Annotated in this window: 16 protein-coding genes and 2 riboswitches; of the genes, 2 read left to right on the plus strand and 14 right to left on the minus strand. The window is 38.7% G+C overall.

Annotated features, from left to right (window positions below):
* Positions 1–127 precede the first annotated feature (127 nt).
* The 8 genes from feoB to CLO1100_RS20020 all read right to left on the minus strand — a co-directional run bounded on the left by feoB (position 128) and on the right by CLO1100_RS20020 (position 8786).
* A complete protein-coding gene (gene feoB / locus CLO1100_RS11350; RefSeq protein WP_014313891.1) occupies positions 128–1951 on the minus strand; it encodes a ferrous iron transport protein B in 1824 nt (607 codons plus the stop codon).
* A gap of 35 nt (positions 1952–1986) precedes the next feature.
* Positions 1987–2208, minus strand: coding sequence for a ferrous iron transport protein A (locus tag CLO1100_RS11355; RefSeq protein ID WP_014313892.1), 222 nt, complete (start codon positions 2206–2208; stop codon positions 1987–1989).
* Positions 2209–2325: 117 nt separating this feature from the next.
* Positions 2326–2511, minus strand: coding sequence for a hypothetical protein (locus CLO1100_RS11360; RefSeq protein ID WP_014313893.1), 186 nt, complete (start codon positions 2509–2511; stop codon positions 2326–2328).
* A 13-nt stretch (positions 2512–2524) separates the two neighbouring features.
* Positions 2525–2905: a DUF1667 domain-containing protein gene (locus CLO1100_RS11365; RefSeq protein WP_014313894.1), complete on the minus strand. Its 381-nt coding sequence runs from the start codon at positions 2903–2905 to the stop codon at positions 2525–2527.
* Positions 2898–4136, minus strand: coding sequence for an FAD-dependent oxidoreductase (locus CLO1100_RS11370; protein WP_014313895.1), 1239 nt, complete (start codon positions 4134–4136; stop codon positions 2898–2900). The genes CLO1100_RS11365 and CLO1100_RS11370 overlap by 8 nt, the downstream gene beginning before the upstream one ends.
* A gap of 19 nt (positions 4137–4155) precedes the next feature.
* Positions 4156–5619 (minus strand): NAD(P)/FAD-dependent oxidoreductase, encoded by a 1464-nt coding sequence (locus tag CLO1100_RS11375; protein WP_014313896.1) that lies wholly within the window; start codon positions 5617–5619, stop codon positions 4156–4158.
* 374 nt (positions 5620–5993) lie between these two features.
* The gene (locus CLO1100_RS11380; RefSeq protein ID WP_014313897.1) at positions 5994–7763 is read right to left on the minus strand and encodes a LamG-like jellyroll fold domain-containing protein; all 1770 of its coding nucleotides are present in this window, start codon (positions 7761–7763) and stop codon (positions 5994–5996) included.
* 120 nt (positions 7764–7883) lie between these two features.
* Entirely contained in the window at positions 7884–8786 is a 903-nt protein-coding gene (locus tag CLO1100_RS20020) for an AraC family transcriptional regulator (protein WP_014313898.1), read from the minus strand.
* A 292-nt stretch (positions 8787–9078) separates the two neighbouring features.
* On the opposite strand from CLO1100_RS20020, the gene CLO1100_RS11390 reads away from it, so the two are divergent.
* Complete coding sequence (locus CLO1100_RS11390) at positions 9079–9303, plus strand: hypothetical protein (protein WP_014313899.1); 225 nt, start codon at positions 9079–9081, stop codon at positions 9301–9303.
* A 38-nt stretch (positions 9304–9341) separates the two neighbouring features.
* On the opposite strand, the gene CLO1100_RS11395 is transcribed toward CLO1100_RS11390, so the two are convergent.
* The 6 genes from CLO1100_RS11395 to CLO1100_RS21250 all read right to left on the minus strand — a co-directional run bounded on the left by CLO1100_RS11395 (position 9342) and on the right by CLO1100_RS21250 (position 18205).
* Positions 9342–10271 carry a magnesium transporter CorA family protein gene (locus CLO1100_RS11395; RefSeq protein ID WP_014313900.1) on the minus strand — a complete coding sequence of 310 codons (930 nt, stop codon included), beginning with the start codon at positions 10269–10271 and terminating at the stop codon, positions 9342–9344.
* 219 nt (positions 10272–10490) lie between these two features.
* Positions 10491–10659, minus strand: a riboswitch (M-box (ykoK) riboswitch).
* An 83-nt stretch (positions 10660–10742) separates the two neighbouring features.
* Positions 10743–11210 carry a 6,7-dimethyl-8-ribityllumazine synthase gene (gene ribE / locus CLO1100_RS11400; RefSeq protein ID WP_014313901.1) on the minus strand — a complete coding sequence of 156 codons (468 nt, stop codon included), beginning with the start codon at positions 11208–11210 and terminating at the stop codon, positions 10743–10745.
* A complete protein-coding gene (locus CLO1100_RS11405) occupies positions 11200–12462 on the minus strand; it encodes a bifunctional 3,4-dihydroxy-2-butanone-4-phosphate synthase/GTP cyclohydrolase II (RefSeq protein WP_014313902.1) in 1263 nt (420 codons plus the stop codon). Before CLO1100_RS11405 ends, ribE begins: the two co-directional genes overlap by 11 nt.
* Before the next feature lie 29 nt (positions 12463–12491).
* The gene (locus CLO1100_RS11410; protein WP_014313903.1) at positions 12492–13148 is read right to left on the minus strand and encodes a riboflavin synthase; all 657 of its coding nucleotides are present in this window, start codon (positions 13146–13148) and stop codon (positions 12492–12494) included.
* 20 nt (positions 13149–13168) lie between these two features.
* Entirely contained in the window at positions 13169–14272 is a 1104-nt protein-coding gene (gene ribD / locus CLO1100_RS11415; protein ID WP_014313904.1) for a bifunctional diaminohydroxyphosphoribosylaminopyrimidine deaminase/5-amino-6-(5-phosphoribosylamino)uracil reductase RibD, read from the minus strand.
* 82 nt (positions 14273–14354) lie between these two features.
* A riboswitch (FMN riboswitch) is annotated at positions 14355–14480 on the minus strand.
* Positions 14481–14599: 119 nt separating this feature from the next.
* Positions 14600–18205, minus strand: coding sequence for an S-layer homology domain-containing protein (locus CLO1100_RS21250; protein ID WP_014313905.1), 3606 nt, complete (start codon positions 18203–18205; stop codon positions 14600–14602).
* 348 nt (positions 18206–18553) lie between these two features.
* Between CLO1100_RS21250 and dinB the strand changes: the two genes are divergently transcribed.
* The gene (dinB, locus tag CLO1100_RS11425) at positions 18554–19795 is read left to right on the plus strand and encodes a DNA polymerase IV (protein WP_014313906.1); all 1242 of its coding nucleotides are present in this window, start codon (positions 18554–18556) and stop codon (positions 19793–19795) included.

Here is a 19795-nt window from a genome sequence, read left to right on the forward strand (position 1 = left end):
ACATCCCCGCTTTTCTATAAATATTTTACCACATCTTGGGCACTTTGTATTTTCTTTTTTCTCTGAATTATATTCAAACTGGTAATTACACTGGCTGCACACAACTAACATAATTCATGCCTCCTTGTTAGACTATCAATTGAGCCAGAACTCCTCCTACCAAAAATGCTATAGCAAAGCTTCCAAGCCAGATTGCAGTTGCCTCTGCCTTTGATCTTTCCTTAAATATCATAATAATTGAAGCTACACATGGTACAAACAACGTAATAGTAATAAGTGCCACCAGCATTTGCGGATTTGTCAGTACCATGTGACTTAGTCCTGCTGCGCCAAAGTCTCTTCTGATAATTCCCATTATGAAAACTACAGATGCCTGTTCAGGCAGCTTAAGCCATTGAACCGTCAAAGGTGATATGGCATTTTCGATTATTCCAAGGAGACCTGTGTACTGTAATACCGTTATTAAAACCGCACCAAGAGCAAATATCGGTGTAGCCTCAATAAGGAAGGCTTTTGCCTTTACAAATGTCTTTTTCATAACATTCTTAAACTGAGGCATCCTTATTTGCGGTAAGTCTATAAATAACTGCGTAGATTCTCCCGGCAGGATTTTGTTCATTAGAACTCCTGAAATGCCGAATATTAAAATTAATAATAGGGTATAAGCTATTATATATTTCATTCCCAAAGGGGTCAGCAATCCTATGATTACACCAAACTGTGCTGAGCATGGAATCGTCAGTCCCAATAGAAACGTAGCAATTACACGCTCTCTTCTTGACCCTAAAAGACGGGTTGTCATTGTAGCCATGGTTATACAGCCGAATCCCAATATAAGAGGTATTATTGCCCTTCCGTTAAGGCCAACCTTTGAAAGGGTTTTGTCTGAAAGTACTGCGATTCTGGGCAAGAAGCCGGAATCCTCAAGAATTGACATAAGCATGTAAAACCCTATAGTCAAAGGCAGCAGCAGTCCTAATATATAAATTACTGTCATTGTTAATAATCCGTAATCGCCTATCAATAAACTTCCGATAAAGGAGTTTTTAGGGATAAAACTTAAAATTGATTCAATAAAAGGTTTATAATAGCCCTCCATCACTGTTCCTTCTGTAAAATCAACAACTGTTTGTGCTACAAAAACTCCTATGAACCAGAACATACCTACCATTATTGCAAGCAGCATTGGTATACCTGTAATAGGCTTTAACAGCAGTCTTCCAATGGTAGTTCCCAAACTTGTTCCATTATATGAATCAGAAAGAACGCTTTCCAGAATTTTGTCTACTCTTTGACGCCTATTTTTATAAATCTCTTCCCGTTTTCCCGCAGTAGGCAAATCCTTTCTTTCCGAAAGAACCTCATCATCTTCCAAAAGCATCAAAGCTTCTGCTTCGGTTATTTCGTTTAGGTCATAATTATTCAAAAGCTCCTGAACACCTTCAGTTTTTATGCCAACTCCGGCATTGGCTATCTTTTGCTTAATTTCATTCATGCCAATACCTTTGAGCGCGGAGGTAGCAACAACTTCCACCCCCAATTGTCTGGACAGCGCTTCAGTATCTACCTTAATGCCGTTTTTAGTGGCCTCATCAATAAGGTTCACTGCAACAATTACTTTTTTGCCCATATCAATAAGCTGCTGTGTCAGAAAAATATCTCTTTGCATATGAACCGCATCAATTACATTTAATACCAGGTCTCCGTTAATTATTACGTCCCTGGCAACTCTTTCCTCATCATTAAATGAGGATACACCATATATTCCGGGTGTATCCTCTACTATATAATCTCCGTAACGCCCGGTGCTTATATCTACCGTAGTACCGGGAAAGTTCGATACATCAACATACACTCCTGTAAGTGCGTTGAAAAATACCGATTTCCCTACATTTGGGTTTCCCACAAGAACCAGATGCTTTAAATCTTTTTTAGTAATAGTCTTTTCCATAATATCCCCCAGGCATACCAATAATTTCAGTTAGTTCAGCTCACTTTTTCAATAATTATGTGTTCTGCAAGTTTTCTGCTGATAGCAACTTCCTGAAGTCTGTTCTGCAATATTATCGGTCCAGCCGGCAGTTTTTCGGCACACTTCAGTTTGGAACCTTCGTATATACAAAGGCGGATTGCTTGGGCACGGATATCCTTATCTTCTATACTTACAATTTCAATGATATCTCCTCTGTTAACTTTGTCTAATGTCAAATTAACCGCCACCTTTTTGATAACTATTCTCAATAATATATTAACTTAAAATGATAATCATTGTCAATAAGATAAAGGTAATTTGTACTAAACTTTTTCACAAATTTTACTCTTTTTTCAAGGCTTATTTTGTTTGTCCTTTACATCATAGCCCTGACAATTGTTCCCCGATGACTGGCGAACGGAAACAGAAGGCATCTGTCTGCCTTTAAAGCCAAAAAGCTTACAGCCGTAAGGCATTCTGGCATCATAAGTTATAAAGTAATGCTTGCATTTAAGGCAATTTACTTTTTCCTGTTCCATTAAAACCTCCAGTTTACAATTTTTCTACTTTAGTAACCTCCTTGGTTGATATGAGCTGTGCTCCCGTTCCCAATAGGTCATTTATAATTATCTGATGAAATGTTACCGGGGCTTCAAGCCGGATTTTTTTTATTTCATCCAAAGCCGCTGATATCTTTTCTTTTGGAATGGGCTTATCAGTTCTGACACTTACCAAAGGCAAAACGCCATTTATTACACCCACAGTTGAAGTAATACTTCTTTTAGGGAATTGTATTTCGTTTACAGCGTATTCCTCACCTTTTTTACATGAAGCATTTTCTACAAGTGTTACTTCGTTATTTTCATCGTAGGCAACATTCATTCTGCAGCCGTTTGGACAAACTATACAAACTATTTCACGGCTTTTATTCATCTATGCATACCTCCAGACCGCTTATATCCTTGAGTTCATGGGATTTTAGTTCAATCCTTACCATTTCGGCAGGATTTAAAGCCATAAAGAATTTTTTCTTTAATTGTTTTTCCCCGTCTTTAAAAACTATTGTTTTTCTTTTTGAAGGATTATTAACCCTCATTGAAAAGGTAATATCCTTGTCTGCGGAAATGGTCTGGGGGAGTACATATCTGATACCCTCGCCGGCTTTAACCATAACTTCTGATTCTATTGGCTTACTATTTCTTATATAGGAAACTGCACTTTTGGCAGCAAGTTCACCTTCCGCAGAAACATAGTCAACCAGATCATGTACCTGTAAAACATTGCCACATGCAAAGATTCCGGGTATATTGGTTTGAAGGTTTTCATCTACAGACGCACCGCCTGTGACGTTATCCAGAATTATTCCGGCGTTCAGAGCAACCTCATTTTCAGGTATTAATCCAACTGATAAAATTAATGTATCACAGTCAAATTTTATAGATGTTCCACGTATAGGGTCTCCCTTTTCATTGACTTTTGCTACAGTTACACTTTTAATCCGTTCATGGCCCTCTATATTTGTCACAGTATGACTTAACAAAAGCGGTATGCCAAAATCTTCAAGACACTGGGTTATATTTCTTTGCAGCCCGCTGGAATAAGGAAGTTTTTCTACAACGGCTAAAACCTCAGCACCTTCCAAGGTCAACCTTCTTGCCATAATAAGCCCTATATCGCCTGAGCCGAGTATCACTACTTTTTTTCCTACCATTATATTTCTGATATTAACCAGATTCTGAGCTACCCCTGCTGTAAATACACCTGCAGGACGTGTTCCCGGTATGCAGATTGCACCCCTAGTCCTCTCCCTGCACCCCATTGCCAGTATAACAGCTCCTGCCTTGTAGGTTTCTAATCCGTCCGGGCTTATGGTAGTAACTTCTCTGTTGCTGCTAATATCCTGAACCATGGTATTTGTGGCTATTTCTATTTGCAGCTTTTCAGCCTCGTCTATATATTTTCTGGCATATTCCGGGCCGGTCAGGGCTTCATTGAACTTTACAATTCCAAACCCATCATGAATACATTGGTTTAATATACCTCCTGCGATAGGTTCTCTTTCAACCACCAGAATATCTTCTATCCCGTTCTTTTTAGCTTCTATAGCTGCGGCCAGGCCTGCTGGGCCTGCACCAACTATAACTAACTCTTTATTTATTATCATACGCCTCACCTATACTTTTTTACTTTACCTGTCCGGTAAACAGTTTTGAATTTTTACCTCGTAGAGTTATTTCTTCAGGATTTAAACCTTTTTCATTTTTCAGTATATCGACAATTCTAGTCAGACAGTAGCCACCCTGACATCTCCCCATCATTGCTCTTGCCCTGTATTTTATTCCTGCAAGAGTTGTAACTCCAAGTCGATTATTTACTGCGTCCAGTATTTCCTTTTTGGTGATACCCTCACATCTGCAGACTATCTCTCCATATTCAGGACATTCTTTTATCAATGCCTGCTTTTGCTCCGCAGGTAATTCCCTGAACTGAACAATGCCCTTTCTTTCGGAGGTAAAGTCCTTTTTAGATATCAAATCCTCTTTGTTTGCAATAATATCCCTAACCATACGGCTGATTGGAGCTGATGATGTAAGTCCCGGAGATTCAATTCCTATAAGGTTTATAAGGCCCGGTACTACATTTGATTCCTCTATAACGAAGTCCCCGAAGCCCCCGGTTTTAGGACCTACAATTTTTGATCTGATTCCCGTATAACTGCGTATAATATGTTTCATGCTCAGGGGAGGAAGGAGTTCCTTTGCCTCTTTAAAAAGCTTGTCCATTACAGTCTTTGTAGCACTGTAGTCATTTTTTGTTTTAATATACTCTGCACTTGGGCCAACGAGTATATTTCCCTCCATTGTAGGTGTCAGGTGAACGCCAAGTCCTCCGATTCCGGGCCTTGGAACAGGGTAAACAGGCATATTCAGATATTGGCTTGTACGTTTGTCCAATATAAAATATTCTCCGCGGCAGGGATAAATCTTGTAGCCTGTTTCTCCTGCCATTGAAGCTATCCTGTCTGAGTAGAGTCCTGCACTGTTAATGACATATCTGCTATAGTAATACGTCTCTCCAGCCTTTATACGGAAGAGATTGTTTCTTTTTGAAATTCCCTTTACCTCGGTTTCCAAAAAGAACTTAACTCCATTTTGTACTGCGTTTTCAGCAAGAGCCACCGTATACAAAAAAGGGTTTGTTATAGCCGTATTGGGGGACAACATTGCTCCAACCCCTCCAACGTGGGGTTCCAGTTTCTTAACAACATCTTCACCTACAAATTCAAGGCCTTTTACGCCATTCTTTTTACCGTTTTCAATTAACTTGTCTATTCCCGCAAAGTCACTTTTATCAAAAGCAACTATTAGCTTTCCTGTTTTTTTATATGGGACATCCAGCTCTCTGCACAGGCTCTCAAAGCCTTCATTTCCTTCTACACAAAACTTTGCCATAAGGCTGCCTGGCTTATTGTTGAAGCCTGCGTGCACTACAGCACTGTTTCTGCCGCTGGTTCCGGCTGCCACATCACTTTCCTTTTCAAAAACCGCAATTTTCAATTGGTATCTGGAAAGCTCTCTTGCTATTGCGCAACCCACAGCGCCCGCCCCAACTATTACAATATCAAAATTATTATCATTCACTTCCATAAATACCTCCGTAATGTCCAAAGACCTGCAAAAGTCCCCGGACAGCTAAGCTCATTTTTCAGTTGATATGCATATTTAGAATTGTATAAGTAAATCATATCCTTTATATTGTATATCTTATAGATAATATGTTACAACCATTAAATTCTATAAAATAACAATCTCATATATTTTAGCACTGGTACTCCCTATTGATCGAAGTTATACTCGCATACCAGCAAGAATTATACTATATTTGCAACAGACACCATAATTTCCTTAACATAAAAAACAGGATGCAACAGATTTTTAATTCACTGCATCCTGTTTTATTAATATTCATTAAAATCCCGGCTACAACCCGGGTTTCGTACCCGGGCTTATTTCATAGAGCACTATTTGACAACTATATTTACATTCTTTGAAAATCTGCCGTAATTAACCGTAATAGTTGCCTTTCCTTTTCCGACAGTAGTAATTTTCCCTGTTTTTGAGACTGTTGCAACTTTCGCATTGTTTGTCTTATATGTTGCTTTAGAGGTTACATCCGTTTTACTAAAGTTACTTGCACAGCTTTGCAGATTAACCATAAGCTGAACGGATTGTTTTGGTTTCATTGATGAAAATACAATTTTTTTGTCAGTACTGAGGACTTCAAGCCCGTCTCTATAGCTATAAAGCTTTTGGATATCCGTCGGACTGACCGCAAAATTATAAATTCTAAGTTCATCCATCATGCCTTTGAAATATATACTGTCGGTTGTGCCGCCTATCCATAACGGGCCGCTGGAATTGGATATATCTCCGTTGAACTCAGAAGATTGAACCAATTTACCGTTAATATAAATTTTTACTGTATTTGAGCCGCTATCTGTGGATTCTTCATCATCTGCCATGCCATTGTAGGTTGCAGCATAAAAATACCATCTGCCATTAGTTATTTGTGAATTATCATCAATATCAAAATCACTAAGCTCCCCATCTTTTTCAAAATCAGACAGTGTAATTCTGGGCGTTGAGTCTAACCAATCGATCAATTGATAAGAACATGCTTTCCTTTCATTACTGGAACCATATTTAGATAAGATAGGCTGGTTTTTGTTAGTATTTTCTTTATAAATCCACCCTGCAATAGTAAAGTCCTTGTCTAAATCAAGGGAATCACTGTCCTTCACCTCTATATAGCTTGATCCGCTAAATTTAATTGCCTTACCCGCAATTCCATCTACATATTTGAAGTTATTCGCCTTTACGGCAATACCATTGTTACTAAACCCAGAATAATCTTTTAAATTATTTTCAAACTTATAATATGCTACAAGATTATGGGGCTTATCTATTAAATTCTTCCCGGAAATGCTTGCTGCAACTTTACTATACAGGTCTTCAACTTCGGAATAAGTAAGATCAGTATTATATATTTTCATATCATCCAGAACACCCTTAAAGTAGTTGTCAACTGTCATAAAGTGGCCGAAACCTATATAGAGCGGTTGAGAAGTTCTTTGCAGATTTATATTTGTTAGCTCGCTTTTTACCAGTTCCTTGTCCCGGTAAATCTTCATGGTTTCCCCGTCATACGTAACTGAAATCATAGTCCATTTGTTTATGTCCACTTTTTTTTCCGAAGTAACTTCATATGAACTGGAATCATCTGAAAATGTTATTCCGGGAGTCAACTCAAACCATTCGTAAACACCGTACGGAATATCTTCATATGGATCCGGCTTCTTGATTATATAGGGTACTCCGCCATCCATAGAATCCTTTTTTCTCATTTCATCCTTATATACCCAGAATGAAAAGGAAAACTTGTCATTTAAATCTAATGAATCGCTGTCGCTTACCTTTATGTAGCTTTTACCGTCAAGCTTTACACCTTTGCCTATAATGCCGTTTACAAAAGTTACACCTTTTGCTCCGCCAACAGCTGTCCCGTCATTACCAAATTGTGCGGAATCGTCCAGATTGTTGTCAAATTTCCAGTGTGCAACAAGCCCTCTAAAGCCTCCCAAGTCAGAACCCTCTTCAGAAACAACCTCCTCCGATTGGTCATCCTGCTGTTCTTCGTCATCATCTGCCAGCACTATAACGGAAGAAAAGACAAATGTCAGCAGCATACTGATAAATACCAATAAAACAAGCCAGTTTTTATATCTCTTCATATTCAGCCTCCTTAGCTTTATACATGTATAACAAAAGTATAACATTTACTAAAAAGGAAGTTCTTCGGATAAATTGCCCTGCAGACACGTTATTATTGCTGTCGGATTGAGAAAAAAGTATTATTCAACTGTAGTTTTGATAGAATTTTTTCGAAATTGAGATGGAAGTATTCCTACCTTTCTTTTAAAGGCTGACGAAAAATGCTCCAGATTGTTAAATCCACACTTAAGGCCTATTTCAGTTAAGGTATATATATCCTTTTTTAGATACTTTATTGATTTTTCTATCTTTATATCCAATAAAAAATCATATGGGGTCTTACCGGTTATTAATTTAAATGTCCTAATAAAATAGTACGGACTCAGGTTTGCAACTTTAGCCACATCCTTAAGGGAAAAGTCCCGGTAGTATTCTTCATGAAAATAAGCAATAACTCTATTTATATTTTCCTTTTCACAATATCTTTTTTCTTCTGTAAGACCGGATATGTTGCTTTTAAGCTGCCTTATGAAACTTACTGCAATCAGGTTTGTCAGATTCTCCGCAGCAAACCTGCTGGCTATTTTATTATTTGAGGTTTCCTGAATAAACATTTTTATAAGGAAATTAGTTTCAGAAGAAATACTGCAGCTTTGATTTTCAAAAATTATATCCTTTTTTTGACAGAATTCTTCCGAAATATCATTAAAGGTTTCACTGTCTATCTGAATTCCGGTAAGCCTGCAATCATAAATTTCTCTCATTTGACCGTGAGGCTGTTGTGGATTTATTGGAAAAAGCCTTTCTTTGGGAATACTCATCAGCCTATTGTCAATAATTGAATAGGCCATATCATTCAATGGTATCAAAAATTCATAGCTTGAATGCATATGACTCCCTTTTGGTAATTTAATACTTCCTTTAGGTGAAATTATAATTATTCCCGGCCCAATATATGTATCAATCAGCACATTGTTATCGAATTCCTTTTCAGGGAAAGGATATGGGCCATAGCCCAGTATTCTTTTTATTTTTTCATCCATTATAGACCTCACAATATTAATATATGGTTTAAATTTTATTTTTATTTAACAGTATTGTCAATGTATGGTAACCAGTTTTTAAGGTAATTCCTGTAAATGTTAAAGGAAACAGTGAAACACATAATATCATTTAGCAATATTAAGATAAATCCATAAGATATGATTCTATTTCAATCTCTTAATATAAACAGACTAAAATTTGGCAGAATAAGGGGTAGGTTGCTTTGGTTAGTCTCTATTTATATGGTATAATAATTTTTGATTATATATTTTATTGAAAGAGTGATGAGTTTTGTATTCCCGTAAGGAAAAATATTATGACGGCCGGGGAATTTTAAGAAATCCCGGAGACAGTTTCTTCGATAAAGAAGGAATAATTCGCGATCCGGGCGAAGATTATTTTGATTATTTCAGTATATTAAGAAAAGCCGATGAAAACTTTTATGATAGTCAGGGCCTTTTAAGAAATTGTGATGAAAGTTTTTATGATGGTGCAGGAAACATGTGTGAAAGATAAATATAGGATGTCTCTTATTGAGACATCCCTTTTTGTATTTAAAATAATTTTTTCTTGTAAAGTGTGTAACCAGTAACCATACACATAGCCACCGCAATAATTACTATAAACCAGAATGAATGTCCTCCTCTTAAAGGCAAATCAACATTCATACCAAAGAAGCTTGAAATCATTGTAGGTATTGCCATAACAATCGTTACTGATGTTAAAAACTTCATTACTATATTAAGGTTATTTGATATAACGGAAGCAAAAGCATCCATTGTTCCCGACAGAATACTGCTGTATATATTGGCCATCTCTATGGCCTGCTTGTTTTCTATGATAACATCCTCAAGAAGTTCTTGGTCATCCGGATAATTCTTTATATACTCAAATTTCATTAATTTTTCCAGAACAACTTCATTTGATTTTAATGCTGTTGAAAAGTATACAAGACTCTTTTCAAGTTTTAGCATCTGAATTACTTCCTTGTTCTTCATGGACTTGTAAACTTCCTGTTCTATTCTGCTGCTGGTTTTGTCTATATGCTTGAGGTATTGTAAATACCTTGTTGCATTCCTGTATAGAATCTGGAGCACAAACCTTGTCTTAAATTGAGTTAAAAAGGATTTAACTCTGTTGTTTGCAAAATCATTAAGTATTGTGTCTTCTTTCAGACATACCGTAATAATTATGTGCTTTATAAGTATTATTGCAAGAGGTATGGTTGTATACACATTGAGCTTACCCTCTTTTTCTACAATGGGTACGTCAACGATTATGAGAGTCTGTCCATTGTCACTTTCAATACGGGCCCTCTCCTCTTCGTCGAGTGCGGCCTTAAGAAAGTCCATTTCAACACCCAGTGTATTGTGTACCTTTATAATCTCTTCCTCGGTAGGATTAATGAGATTCACCCATACTCCATCCTCAAATGTTTCTGTACGCACGATTTCATTATTTACTGTTTTATAAATTTCAATCATAGATATCCCTCTTCTCTATATAGTCTTACATTAAGGGATTATTTGCATACATTACTTTGTCGACAAAGTAAACGGCACAGCAAACAAGCCCACATAATTTATTGAATTACGTATGTGATAATTACTATCAGGGTCGCAATCCATACCGTTCACCTCCTAAAGAAATTAAAAGAAATAAAAAAAACCGTCGCAAAACGAGTGACGGATTTATGTCATAGAAATAACCTTCACTCGTTGAGTTTTAGCACTATACAGCTTTGGACCACTTCTCTCCAGCTACATTAAGTAAAACCTTATTTCGGTAGTACCTGTTGACCCATTGGCATCTCTCGATGTTTCCGGGCAGCAGCATATATCTGTATAGGAACCTCACCTAACGAATATTTAATTAACAAAGTAATTATATACCTCTATTGTTCTTTTTTCAATATCTATGGATAATTAAATTTTTTAGAATTTTTTCTCGAATTTCTACAGTTGGTTAAGCAGGTTTGCCATTTCTATTGCGGTTACAGCCGCATCATACCCTTTGTTCCCTGCTTTGGTACCCGCACGTTCAATGGCCTGCTCAATTGTATCGGTAGTAAGCACTCCGAAAATAACCGGTACACCTGTATCAAGTGATATTCTGGCTATCCCTTTTGACACCTCTCCCGCCACATAATCAAAGTGCGGTGTAGAGCCTCTGATAACTGCACCTACACAAATTACTGCTGCATATTTACTTGAATTCGCCATTTTTTGTGCGGCTATGGGTATTTCAAAAGCACCCGGAACCCATGAAACAGTGATATCCGATTCATCAGCACCATGCCTTACCAATCCGTCTATAGCCCCTGACAAAAGCTTGCTGCTTATAAACTCATTAAATCGCCCTACAACAATTCCAAACTTCAAACCACTTGCAATAAGATTACCTTCATTTGTTTTAATCGACATTTTTATTTTCCTCCTGATGCGCTGTTGTATTTTCCTGACTTGCATTATTGTTTAAGCCTTCAAATAAATGGCCCATTTTTTCTTTTTTAGTTCTAAGATAAAATTCATTTTTTTCATTTTCTTTTATTTGTATAGGCTCCCGTCCAACTACCTCCAGACCATACCCATTTAGCCCAACCAGTTTTTTGGGGTTGTTAGTCAGTAGCTTTATTTTCTTTATTCCTAAATCGTACAGGATTTGGGCACCTATACCGTACTCTCTCAAATCTGCCGGAAAACCCAGTTTTATATTTGCTTCAACAGTATCCATTCCTTGGTCCTGAAGCTCATATGCACGTATTTTATTTATCAGGCCAATGCCCCTTCCCTCCTGACGCATATAAAGCAAAACACCTTTTCCCTCCTGGTTGATTCTGCTCAATGCGGCTTCAAGCTGTTCTCCGCAGTCGCACCTTTTAGAATGAAAAGCATCGCCTGTGAGACATTCCGAATGGACTCTGACCAAAACGGGGTCTGTTGAGCCTGCAACATCTCCCTTGACAAGTGCTACATGGTGTTCTCCATTAGTGGTATTCTCATAACCTATTATTTTAAATTCGCCATAAGCAGTGGGCATTTTTGCTTCGGCAGCTTTTTTAATCAACTTTTCATTTTTTCTGCGATACTCAATGAGATCTGCTACAGTTATTATCTTTAAACCATGCTTTTGGGAGAATTCCATTAATTGAGGAACCCTTGCCATCCTTCCATCATCATTCATTATTTCACATATTACTCCCGCCGGATGCAGTCCGGCCATTCGAGCCAGGTCAACTGCAGCTTCAGTATGTCCGGTGCGTTTGAGAACTCCTCCGTCTCTTGCCGTAAGGGGAAATACATGCCCCGGCTTTTTGAAATCTCCCGGACGTGCATTCTTATTTGTAAGTTCAATTATTGTATGTGCTCTTTCAAAGGCCGAAATACCTGTTGTTGAATCCTTGTGGTCTACAGTTATCGTAAATGCCGTACCGAGACGTTCCTCATTGTGACTTACCATGGGGAAAAGTTCCAGTTCTTGTGCTCTCTCTGATGTCAGCGGAACACATATCATACCCTTGCCGTAGGTAGCCATGAAATTTATACTTTCCGGGGTAGCCTTTTCGGCGGCCATAAGGAGGTCACCCTCGTTTTCCCTGTCTTCATCATCTACCACTACAATAATTTTGCCTTGGCGGATATCCTCTATTGCTTCTTCTATTGTACTAAAATTCATGAAATTCACTCCCTTTTTGATTTTTATTGTTACATAAACCCGTGTTCCCTGAGAAATTCAGCTGACAAATCCTTTTTGGAAGATTGTGATTCCAAGGGTTCGCCTTTTAACATCTTTTCTACGTACTTCCCTATAATGTCACATTCTATATTTACTCTGTCGCCTATACTTTTAGAGCCAAGTATGGTGAATCCCCGGGTCAGCGGTATAAGGGAAACCGTGAAGGTATTTGTACTTAGCTCCGCTATGGTAAGACTTGTACCGTCCAGAGCCACCGAACCTTTTTGAACAATATATTTCATAATTTGTTCAGGTGCAGTAATTGTAATAAGAACTGCATTATCCTCTTTCTTTAACCCGGTAATAGTCCCCGTTCCATCAATATGACCGCTGACTATATGTCCTCCCAGCCTGTCAGCAAGTCTTAATGCCCTCTCCAGATTTACCTTTCCGCCGGGCTTCAGCTTTTCAAGCCCTGTTTTCCTCATGGTTTCCGGCATTACATCAGCCGTGAACCAGTTTCCTCCTAATTCAGTAACAGTAAGGCATATGCCGTTTACAGCTATGCTGTCTCCTTTAACAGTACCTTCAATTACAGTCGTACACTCTATGGAAAGCTTAATTGAGCTGCTGCCATATACAATGTTTTTAACACTTCCCATTTCTTCAACAATTCCCGTAAACACGCCTGTCACCTCCCAAATCGCTATTTGTCTGCAATATATCCCTCAATAAGTACATCCCTGTCAAATTTTTCGACTCTGATATCCGACAGAGCTATTGCATCCTTCATTTTATCTATTCCATTCCCTCCTACAGGCGTTACAGCCGAACTTCCGCCTATTATTTTGGGTGAAATAAAGGACATTACCTTATTCACTATTCCTGCCTCCAGTGCTGAAAAGTTAAGGGTACCTCCTCCTTCCAAAAGAACACTGTCAATTTCAAGCTTGTACAATTCCTTCATAAGCTCCCTGAGATTCACCTTACCATTTTTCTCAGCGGTTTTTATAATCCTTACCCCACGGGATAAAAGCTGAGTTTCCTTGTCTTTATTAATTTTATCTGTAGTTGCAAGTATAAGTCCTGCCTTTGAATCACAATAAATAACCTTGCTATCCATTGGAATCCTTCCACAACTGTCAACTACGATACGGACAGGGTCAATGCCATCTCCAGAGGACGGTCTTGCAGTCAATGAGGGATTATCATTTATTATTGTGTTTACGCCTACCATAATTGACGATACTCTATTACGTATTTTATGGACATACTCTCTTGAGGGTTCACCGCTTATCCATTTGGAGTCGCCTGTAACCGATGCAATTTTACCGTCTAAGGTCATTGCCGTTTTCATAATTACAAATGGAAGTCGTTTTGTTATATAGTGTATAAATATTTCATTCAGCCTTTTTGCCTCTTCCTCAAGAACTCCCACTATGACATTAATATTGGCATCTTTTAGTATTTGTATGCCCTTTCCTGCTACCTTGGGGTTTGGGTCCACCATGGCTACAACTACTTCCTTGATTCCAGACTCTACAATCGCTTTTGCACACGGAGGCGTCCTTCCGTAATGGGAGCACGGCTCAAGATTTACATAAATAGTAGCGCCTGAAATATCAGTGGTAGCATTTTGAAAAGCACAAACTTCGGCATGGGCACACCCTAAGGCTTCATGGAAACCTTCAGAGATTATTTCGCCATCCTTTACTATAACAGCTCCAACCAATGGATTCGGGTTTGTTCTCCCCCACCCCCCTTTTGCAATTTCCAATGCCCTTTTCATATAAAACTCATGTATATTCATTTTGTTCTCCTTGCTTTTATTTCCTTAAAACGCAAAAATCCCCAGAGGTAGACAACCCCCGGGGACAAAATAGCAAAATTAAATACACTATCTTTCATCCAGACTGTACTGTCGGCTCCGGAGTTTGACCGGATCTGCTTTCGCTCGCGGGCTTATAGCTTGTGCTATCTACCGCCGGTAAGGATTTTCACCTATCCCTGAAGTGTCATTATTATTATTAACATATTTTATTAAAGTAAACTATAACAGTATTGGATGTTTTAGTCAAGGTGTAGTTAAAAAAACCCGAAGGCCGATAGTCCTTCGGGTTTTTCTACTTTCTTTGGCTTATTGATTAATAAGCTCTGACTTTTGTAGGAGTTTACGCACTATTACTGCGGTTTCAGCCCTTGTAATATCAGATTTTGGTGCAACCATATTATTTCCTCTTCCGGTTACAATTCCGGATTTTACACAGGCTGCAATTCCTGTTATGGCATAGCCGGAAGCAATTTCAGAGTCTTTGAATCCTGATAGAATACTTGCTTGCTCATCCTGTGTTAATTCAATGTTTAAGCCTGTTATATCCATTGCTTTTGCGATTATTGTCATTGCCTGTTCACGTGATATTCTGTCCATAGGACCGAATTTTCCGTAGCCATAGCCGGAAATAATTCCGTACTCGCTTGCAATGGAGACTGCGTCATAATACCATGTACCCTTTGCCACATCATTAAATGTGTCTTTTCCTGTTCCGGTACACATCAAACCAAGGCCCTTTACAACGATTGTAGCAAATTCAGCTCTTGTAATATCTCTTTGTGGTGCAAATTTTCCATTGCCCACACCGCTGATTATAAGCCTTGAGCCCATATCATTAACAGCAGCCTTTGCCCAATGGTTTTCTACATCATCAAATGTTTTCGGACTCCAGATTACTGAATATGTACTATTTGTAATGCTGTTTATTTTTGCATAATATCTGTTGTCTATTTTATTTATCACCGTTGGTACATGAGAGAATGATCCATCTGCGTTAAGCACAATTCCGGTAGTAATCTTGTTTGGGTCTATTCCGTCCGGTATTGCAACCATTCTTTCAACATATGCGTTAAATCTGGTAACATCTATAGTTTTGTCACCATTTGAACATGTAATATCAAAGTCTACAGGCTTCACCATGACTTGATAGTTGTTAGTTTTAGCCGTAGTTTCTACGGTCTTTACTGCACTGTCCGGAGATGCCGAAATTTTTATTTCTACATTGATATCCTTTAATTCTACTTGTTTTCCTATCTTTTCACTTACATTATCTATATTGATTTGTGAAGCCTGTATAGTATAGGTTACATTATCTGTTTGAATTTTCAGAACAGAATTCTTTGTTTCCATATATTTTACAGTCTGTCCGGTCAATTGACTTACGACGATATCTGAACTATTTCTCACAGGAATTGTAACAACTGCATTGTTACCTTCTTGTTCTATTTTCTGTTCTACTTTTTTATCATCAACCGTAAGTGTTAATACTGATTTACCATTTTGTTCAGATTTTGTTGCCGTTGCAGCAGTTTCAACCTTACCGTTAACTAATATCTCAACCCCTGTATCACTCGGTGTTGGAGTTGCAGGTGTTGAAGGTGTTCCTGTTGAATCACCACCCCCGCTTGAAGGTGCTGAAGGTGTTACCTGATTAGATGGTGCCGACTCATTACCCTCTCCAGCCGCATTTACAGCCTTTACGGTAAAGGTATAGGTTGTACCATTGGTAAGACCTGTAACTATTATTGAATTTGTATTTCCAGTTGCTGTAATACTACCCGGAGTTGATGTTACGATATATCCTGTAATAGGGCTTCCTCCGTCAGATGCAGGAGCATTAAAAGTGACTGTCGCCTGTGCGTTGCCCGCAACTGCTTTAACAGTTTGTGGTACACCGGGTACGGTGTATAAAGCAGGTACATTATTTACAACATCCTGAAGTCCAAATGTTGCCAGTACTCCTGTATCTGCGGAAATTATACTTCCGGTTGCATAGGATATCTTAACAATCTGACCGTTTACAACAGGAGTTGCAAGAGTAAACTCCAATGTTGAATCAAAATCTGCGTTGGCAATTGATGTAACTACCGCCGGACTCCCGTCAACAGTTACAGTAAACTGACCTTGTCTTCCATCAGGCCTTGCCATCATGGTTTTATCAAAAACCGCAATTACTTTTGAACCAGATGTGTCTGTAGCGGCACTTTGAAATACAGGTGCAGCTGCCGGAACATTGGCTCCGATTACCTCTGTATCCATTGATGAGTTCCCATGCTTATCTGTAAGTTTTACTGATACTACACGGTTTCCGTTTCCTGCATTGATTGATTTAAAAAGTAAATGGTTTACCAGTTTACGAACATATTCATTTGTAGCGTTACTATTAAATGTTACAGTAAACAATGTATTACCTGATACCAGATATTTTGCGGTATTAGCACCTGCAGCTGCAGGTACAGACATTGTTCCGATAGATACCCCGGCTGCGGTAACATCAGTACCTGAGAAAGCTATTATGGGAGCTAATGTTGAATTTTCAAAAACCCCTAATTGGTCGTTCTCAGTTGCATTCCATTCTAATTTTACTTCCATTTTTCCGCCATCCCAGTCCTGATCACCATCACGATCATTTACAACTGCTCCGGCGCCAAACCAGCAATCGAATCCGCTTCCCAAATTATAAACATTTATATTATTATTCAGATCAATAACAGGTGCTGAATTGGATGGAGATATTTCTCCATTTGTTCCTACGTTGTTAGTTTTTGACAACAAGTTATCTATAAGGTCTATAGGATTTGAATTGAACATAATTCTTGTATCATCATCAAAACCGTCCCCATCAAAGTCACCATATGATGCCCCCTCTAAAACACTTTCTGAAAAAACCTGAGAGACTAAAACGCCATCATTTTGCAAAAGTAGTTTATCACCATACTTTAAATCCCATATTACAGTTCTCGACGCATTATCAGCTGAATCCACTATAAATGTATTCTGACCACCCAGACCAAAGAGGTTGTTATTTCCTGCACCTCCGTTAATTGTGTCGTTTCCGGCACCAAAGGTTGGATTGTTTAACAAAAGTGTCCTAAGTACTGATTCTGTAAAATAACCACGTACACTGCCTGTAGTGTCATTATATGTATGTTGGTTGGTATCTCCGTTTGCTCCGGTTAGTCCATTTGCATTATTGGCCCCTGCTCCTCCTGCGGCTCCTCCGAATCCTGCTCCACCACCTCCTGCGTATACAGAAGGTGCACCACCGGCACCAGGAACCCCATTTTCATTAGATGTTGTACTTGCCCCACCGGTTCCACCGTTTGTACCGCTTTGAATTCCTCCTGAATTACCTACTCCAGTGATAAGAGTTGCACCGGGGATACATGCTCCGCTTCCTCCGGCTCCGCCGCCTCCGCCGCCAATTCCGCCGATTCCACCTGCAGGAGGCTGTCCAAATATACCGCCTGCACCTCCGGCACCTCCGCCTCCTATTCCTCCATTTCCGGGATACCACCCAAGATAGTCCTGTCCGTTAAAACCATCGCCAAATATGACGTCATCACCGTCTCCGCCATTGATTATGTCAGCTCCACCGCCACCAACTCCTCCTCTGGGGTTGATTGAACCGCCCACGCTTCTGCACCCGGCTCCACCGCCGCTGCCATCTCCAAATATAACGTCACTTCCTATGGTCCCGTTAATTGTATCGTTATCCCCTCCGCCGTTACCTCCGGCACCCCCGGCAAAATTACTGCCACTGGCTCCTCCGCCTCCGCCTCCACTTCCATCACCTATAATATATTGACCTGGAGCAGATGCTGCATTTGCATTAAAAGGTACAACTAAGGTTGAGAGTGCCATAACCGCTGATAATGCAACGCTTAAAAATTTGGCTTTCCGATTGTGCATGTAATAGTCCTCCTTTTGGTGTGTATATTTCATAGCTTGTCAGTTGCCCCTCTTGCCTAATTACATGCATTAGAGTACAACTTAATTCCCATATACTTCTTCAATGGAAGGTTATGTAGATTTATTACTTATTACATTATCATTGCCATATATTTGTAATAAGTTTACATAATTTGCATCGACGAATGATATTATATTATAGAATATTTTAATAGTCTACATAATATCATGATAATTTTGTACAAAAAGCAAAACAATTTTAGAGATACACAATTTTACCTCTTTACAAGAACATTTGTTCGGATTTATAATGATTATACGAACAAACGTTCTGACTGGAGTGACCTTATGGATAGAGTAATTTTACACTGTGACCTGAATAATTTTTACGCTTCTGTTGAATGTCTGTACAATCCACAGTATAGGGATTATCCTTTAGCAGTATGCGGAAGCCAGGATTTGCGTCACGGAATTGTCCTGGCTAAAAATTATATTGCGAAAAAGTTTGGAATAAAAACAGGCGAGGCTATCTGGCAAGCAAAACAAAAGTGTCCCAATCTCGTTGTTGTTAATCCCAATTATGCTTTATACCTGAGATTTTCAAAGGAAGCCAGAGAAATTTATTCGAGATATTCCAACCTTGTTGAGAGTTTTGGCATAGATGAATGCTGGATTGACGTTTCCGAAAGCACCAAGCTCTTCGGAGATGGAGAAAAGATTGCAAATGAAATACGTGAACTTATTAAAACAGAGCTTGGTGTTACTGCTTCAGTAGGAGTGAGTTTTAATAAGATATTTGCAAAGCTTGGGTCTGATTTAAAAAAGCCTAATGCTACTACTGTTATTAATCAAAATAATTTTAAGGAAATGGTTTGGAAATTAAATGTTGGCGAATTGCTTTATGTGGGCAGGTCAACCCGTAGGAAACTTAATCAGGTCGGCATAATGACTATCGGAGACCTTGCAGGGACGCCTCTTTCTTTCACTAAAAGATATCTTGGAAAATGGGGAGAAACTCTCTGGAATTTTGCTAATGGCATGGACTATTCCGAAGTAACTGCAACAGATTACCAAGAAACTATAAAAGGCATAGGAAACAGCATGACAACCGCAAGAGACCTTGTAAACACAGAGGATGTTAAACTTACTTTTACTGTGCTGGCTGAAAGTGTTGCGGAAAGGCTTAGAAAACATAATTTAAAGGGTTCTACAATACAGATTTCTATTCGTGATAATGAGCTTGCATCAATTGAACGACAAGCAAAGCTCCCGGTTCCCAGCTATATATCCGGTGAAATTTCACGTAAAGCAATGGATATTTTTAATGCAAATTGGAATTGGCATAAGCCTATACGTTCTCTTGGTATACGTTCAACTGATTTGGTTACAGCGGATACTCATACCCAGCTTTCCTTTTTTGAGGATTATAATAAACGTCCACAATTGGAAACTCTGGAATTTAGTATTGATACTATTCGTAAAAGGTTTGGCCATTACTCTGTTCAAAGGGCAATTTTGCTTAAAGATAGTGCTCTTAACGCCAACCCAGTTGAAGACAATATTATTCATCCCGTTTCATTTTTTAGGTAA

Source organism: Clostridium sp. BNL1100 (assembly GCF_000244875.1).
Classification (GTDB): Bacteria; Bacillota; Clostridia; order Acetivibrionales; family DSM-1351; genus Ruminiclostridium.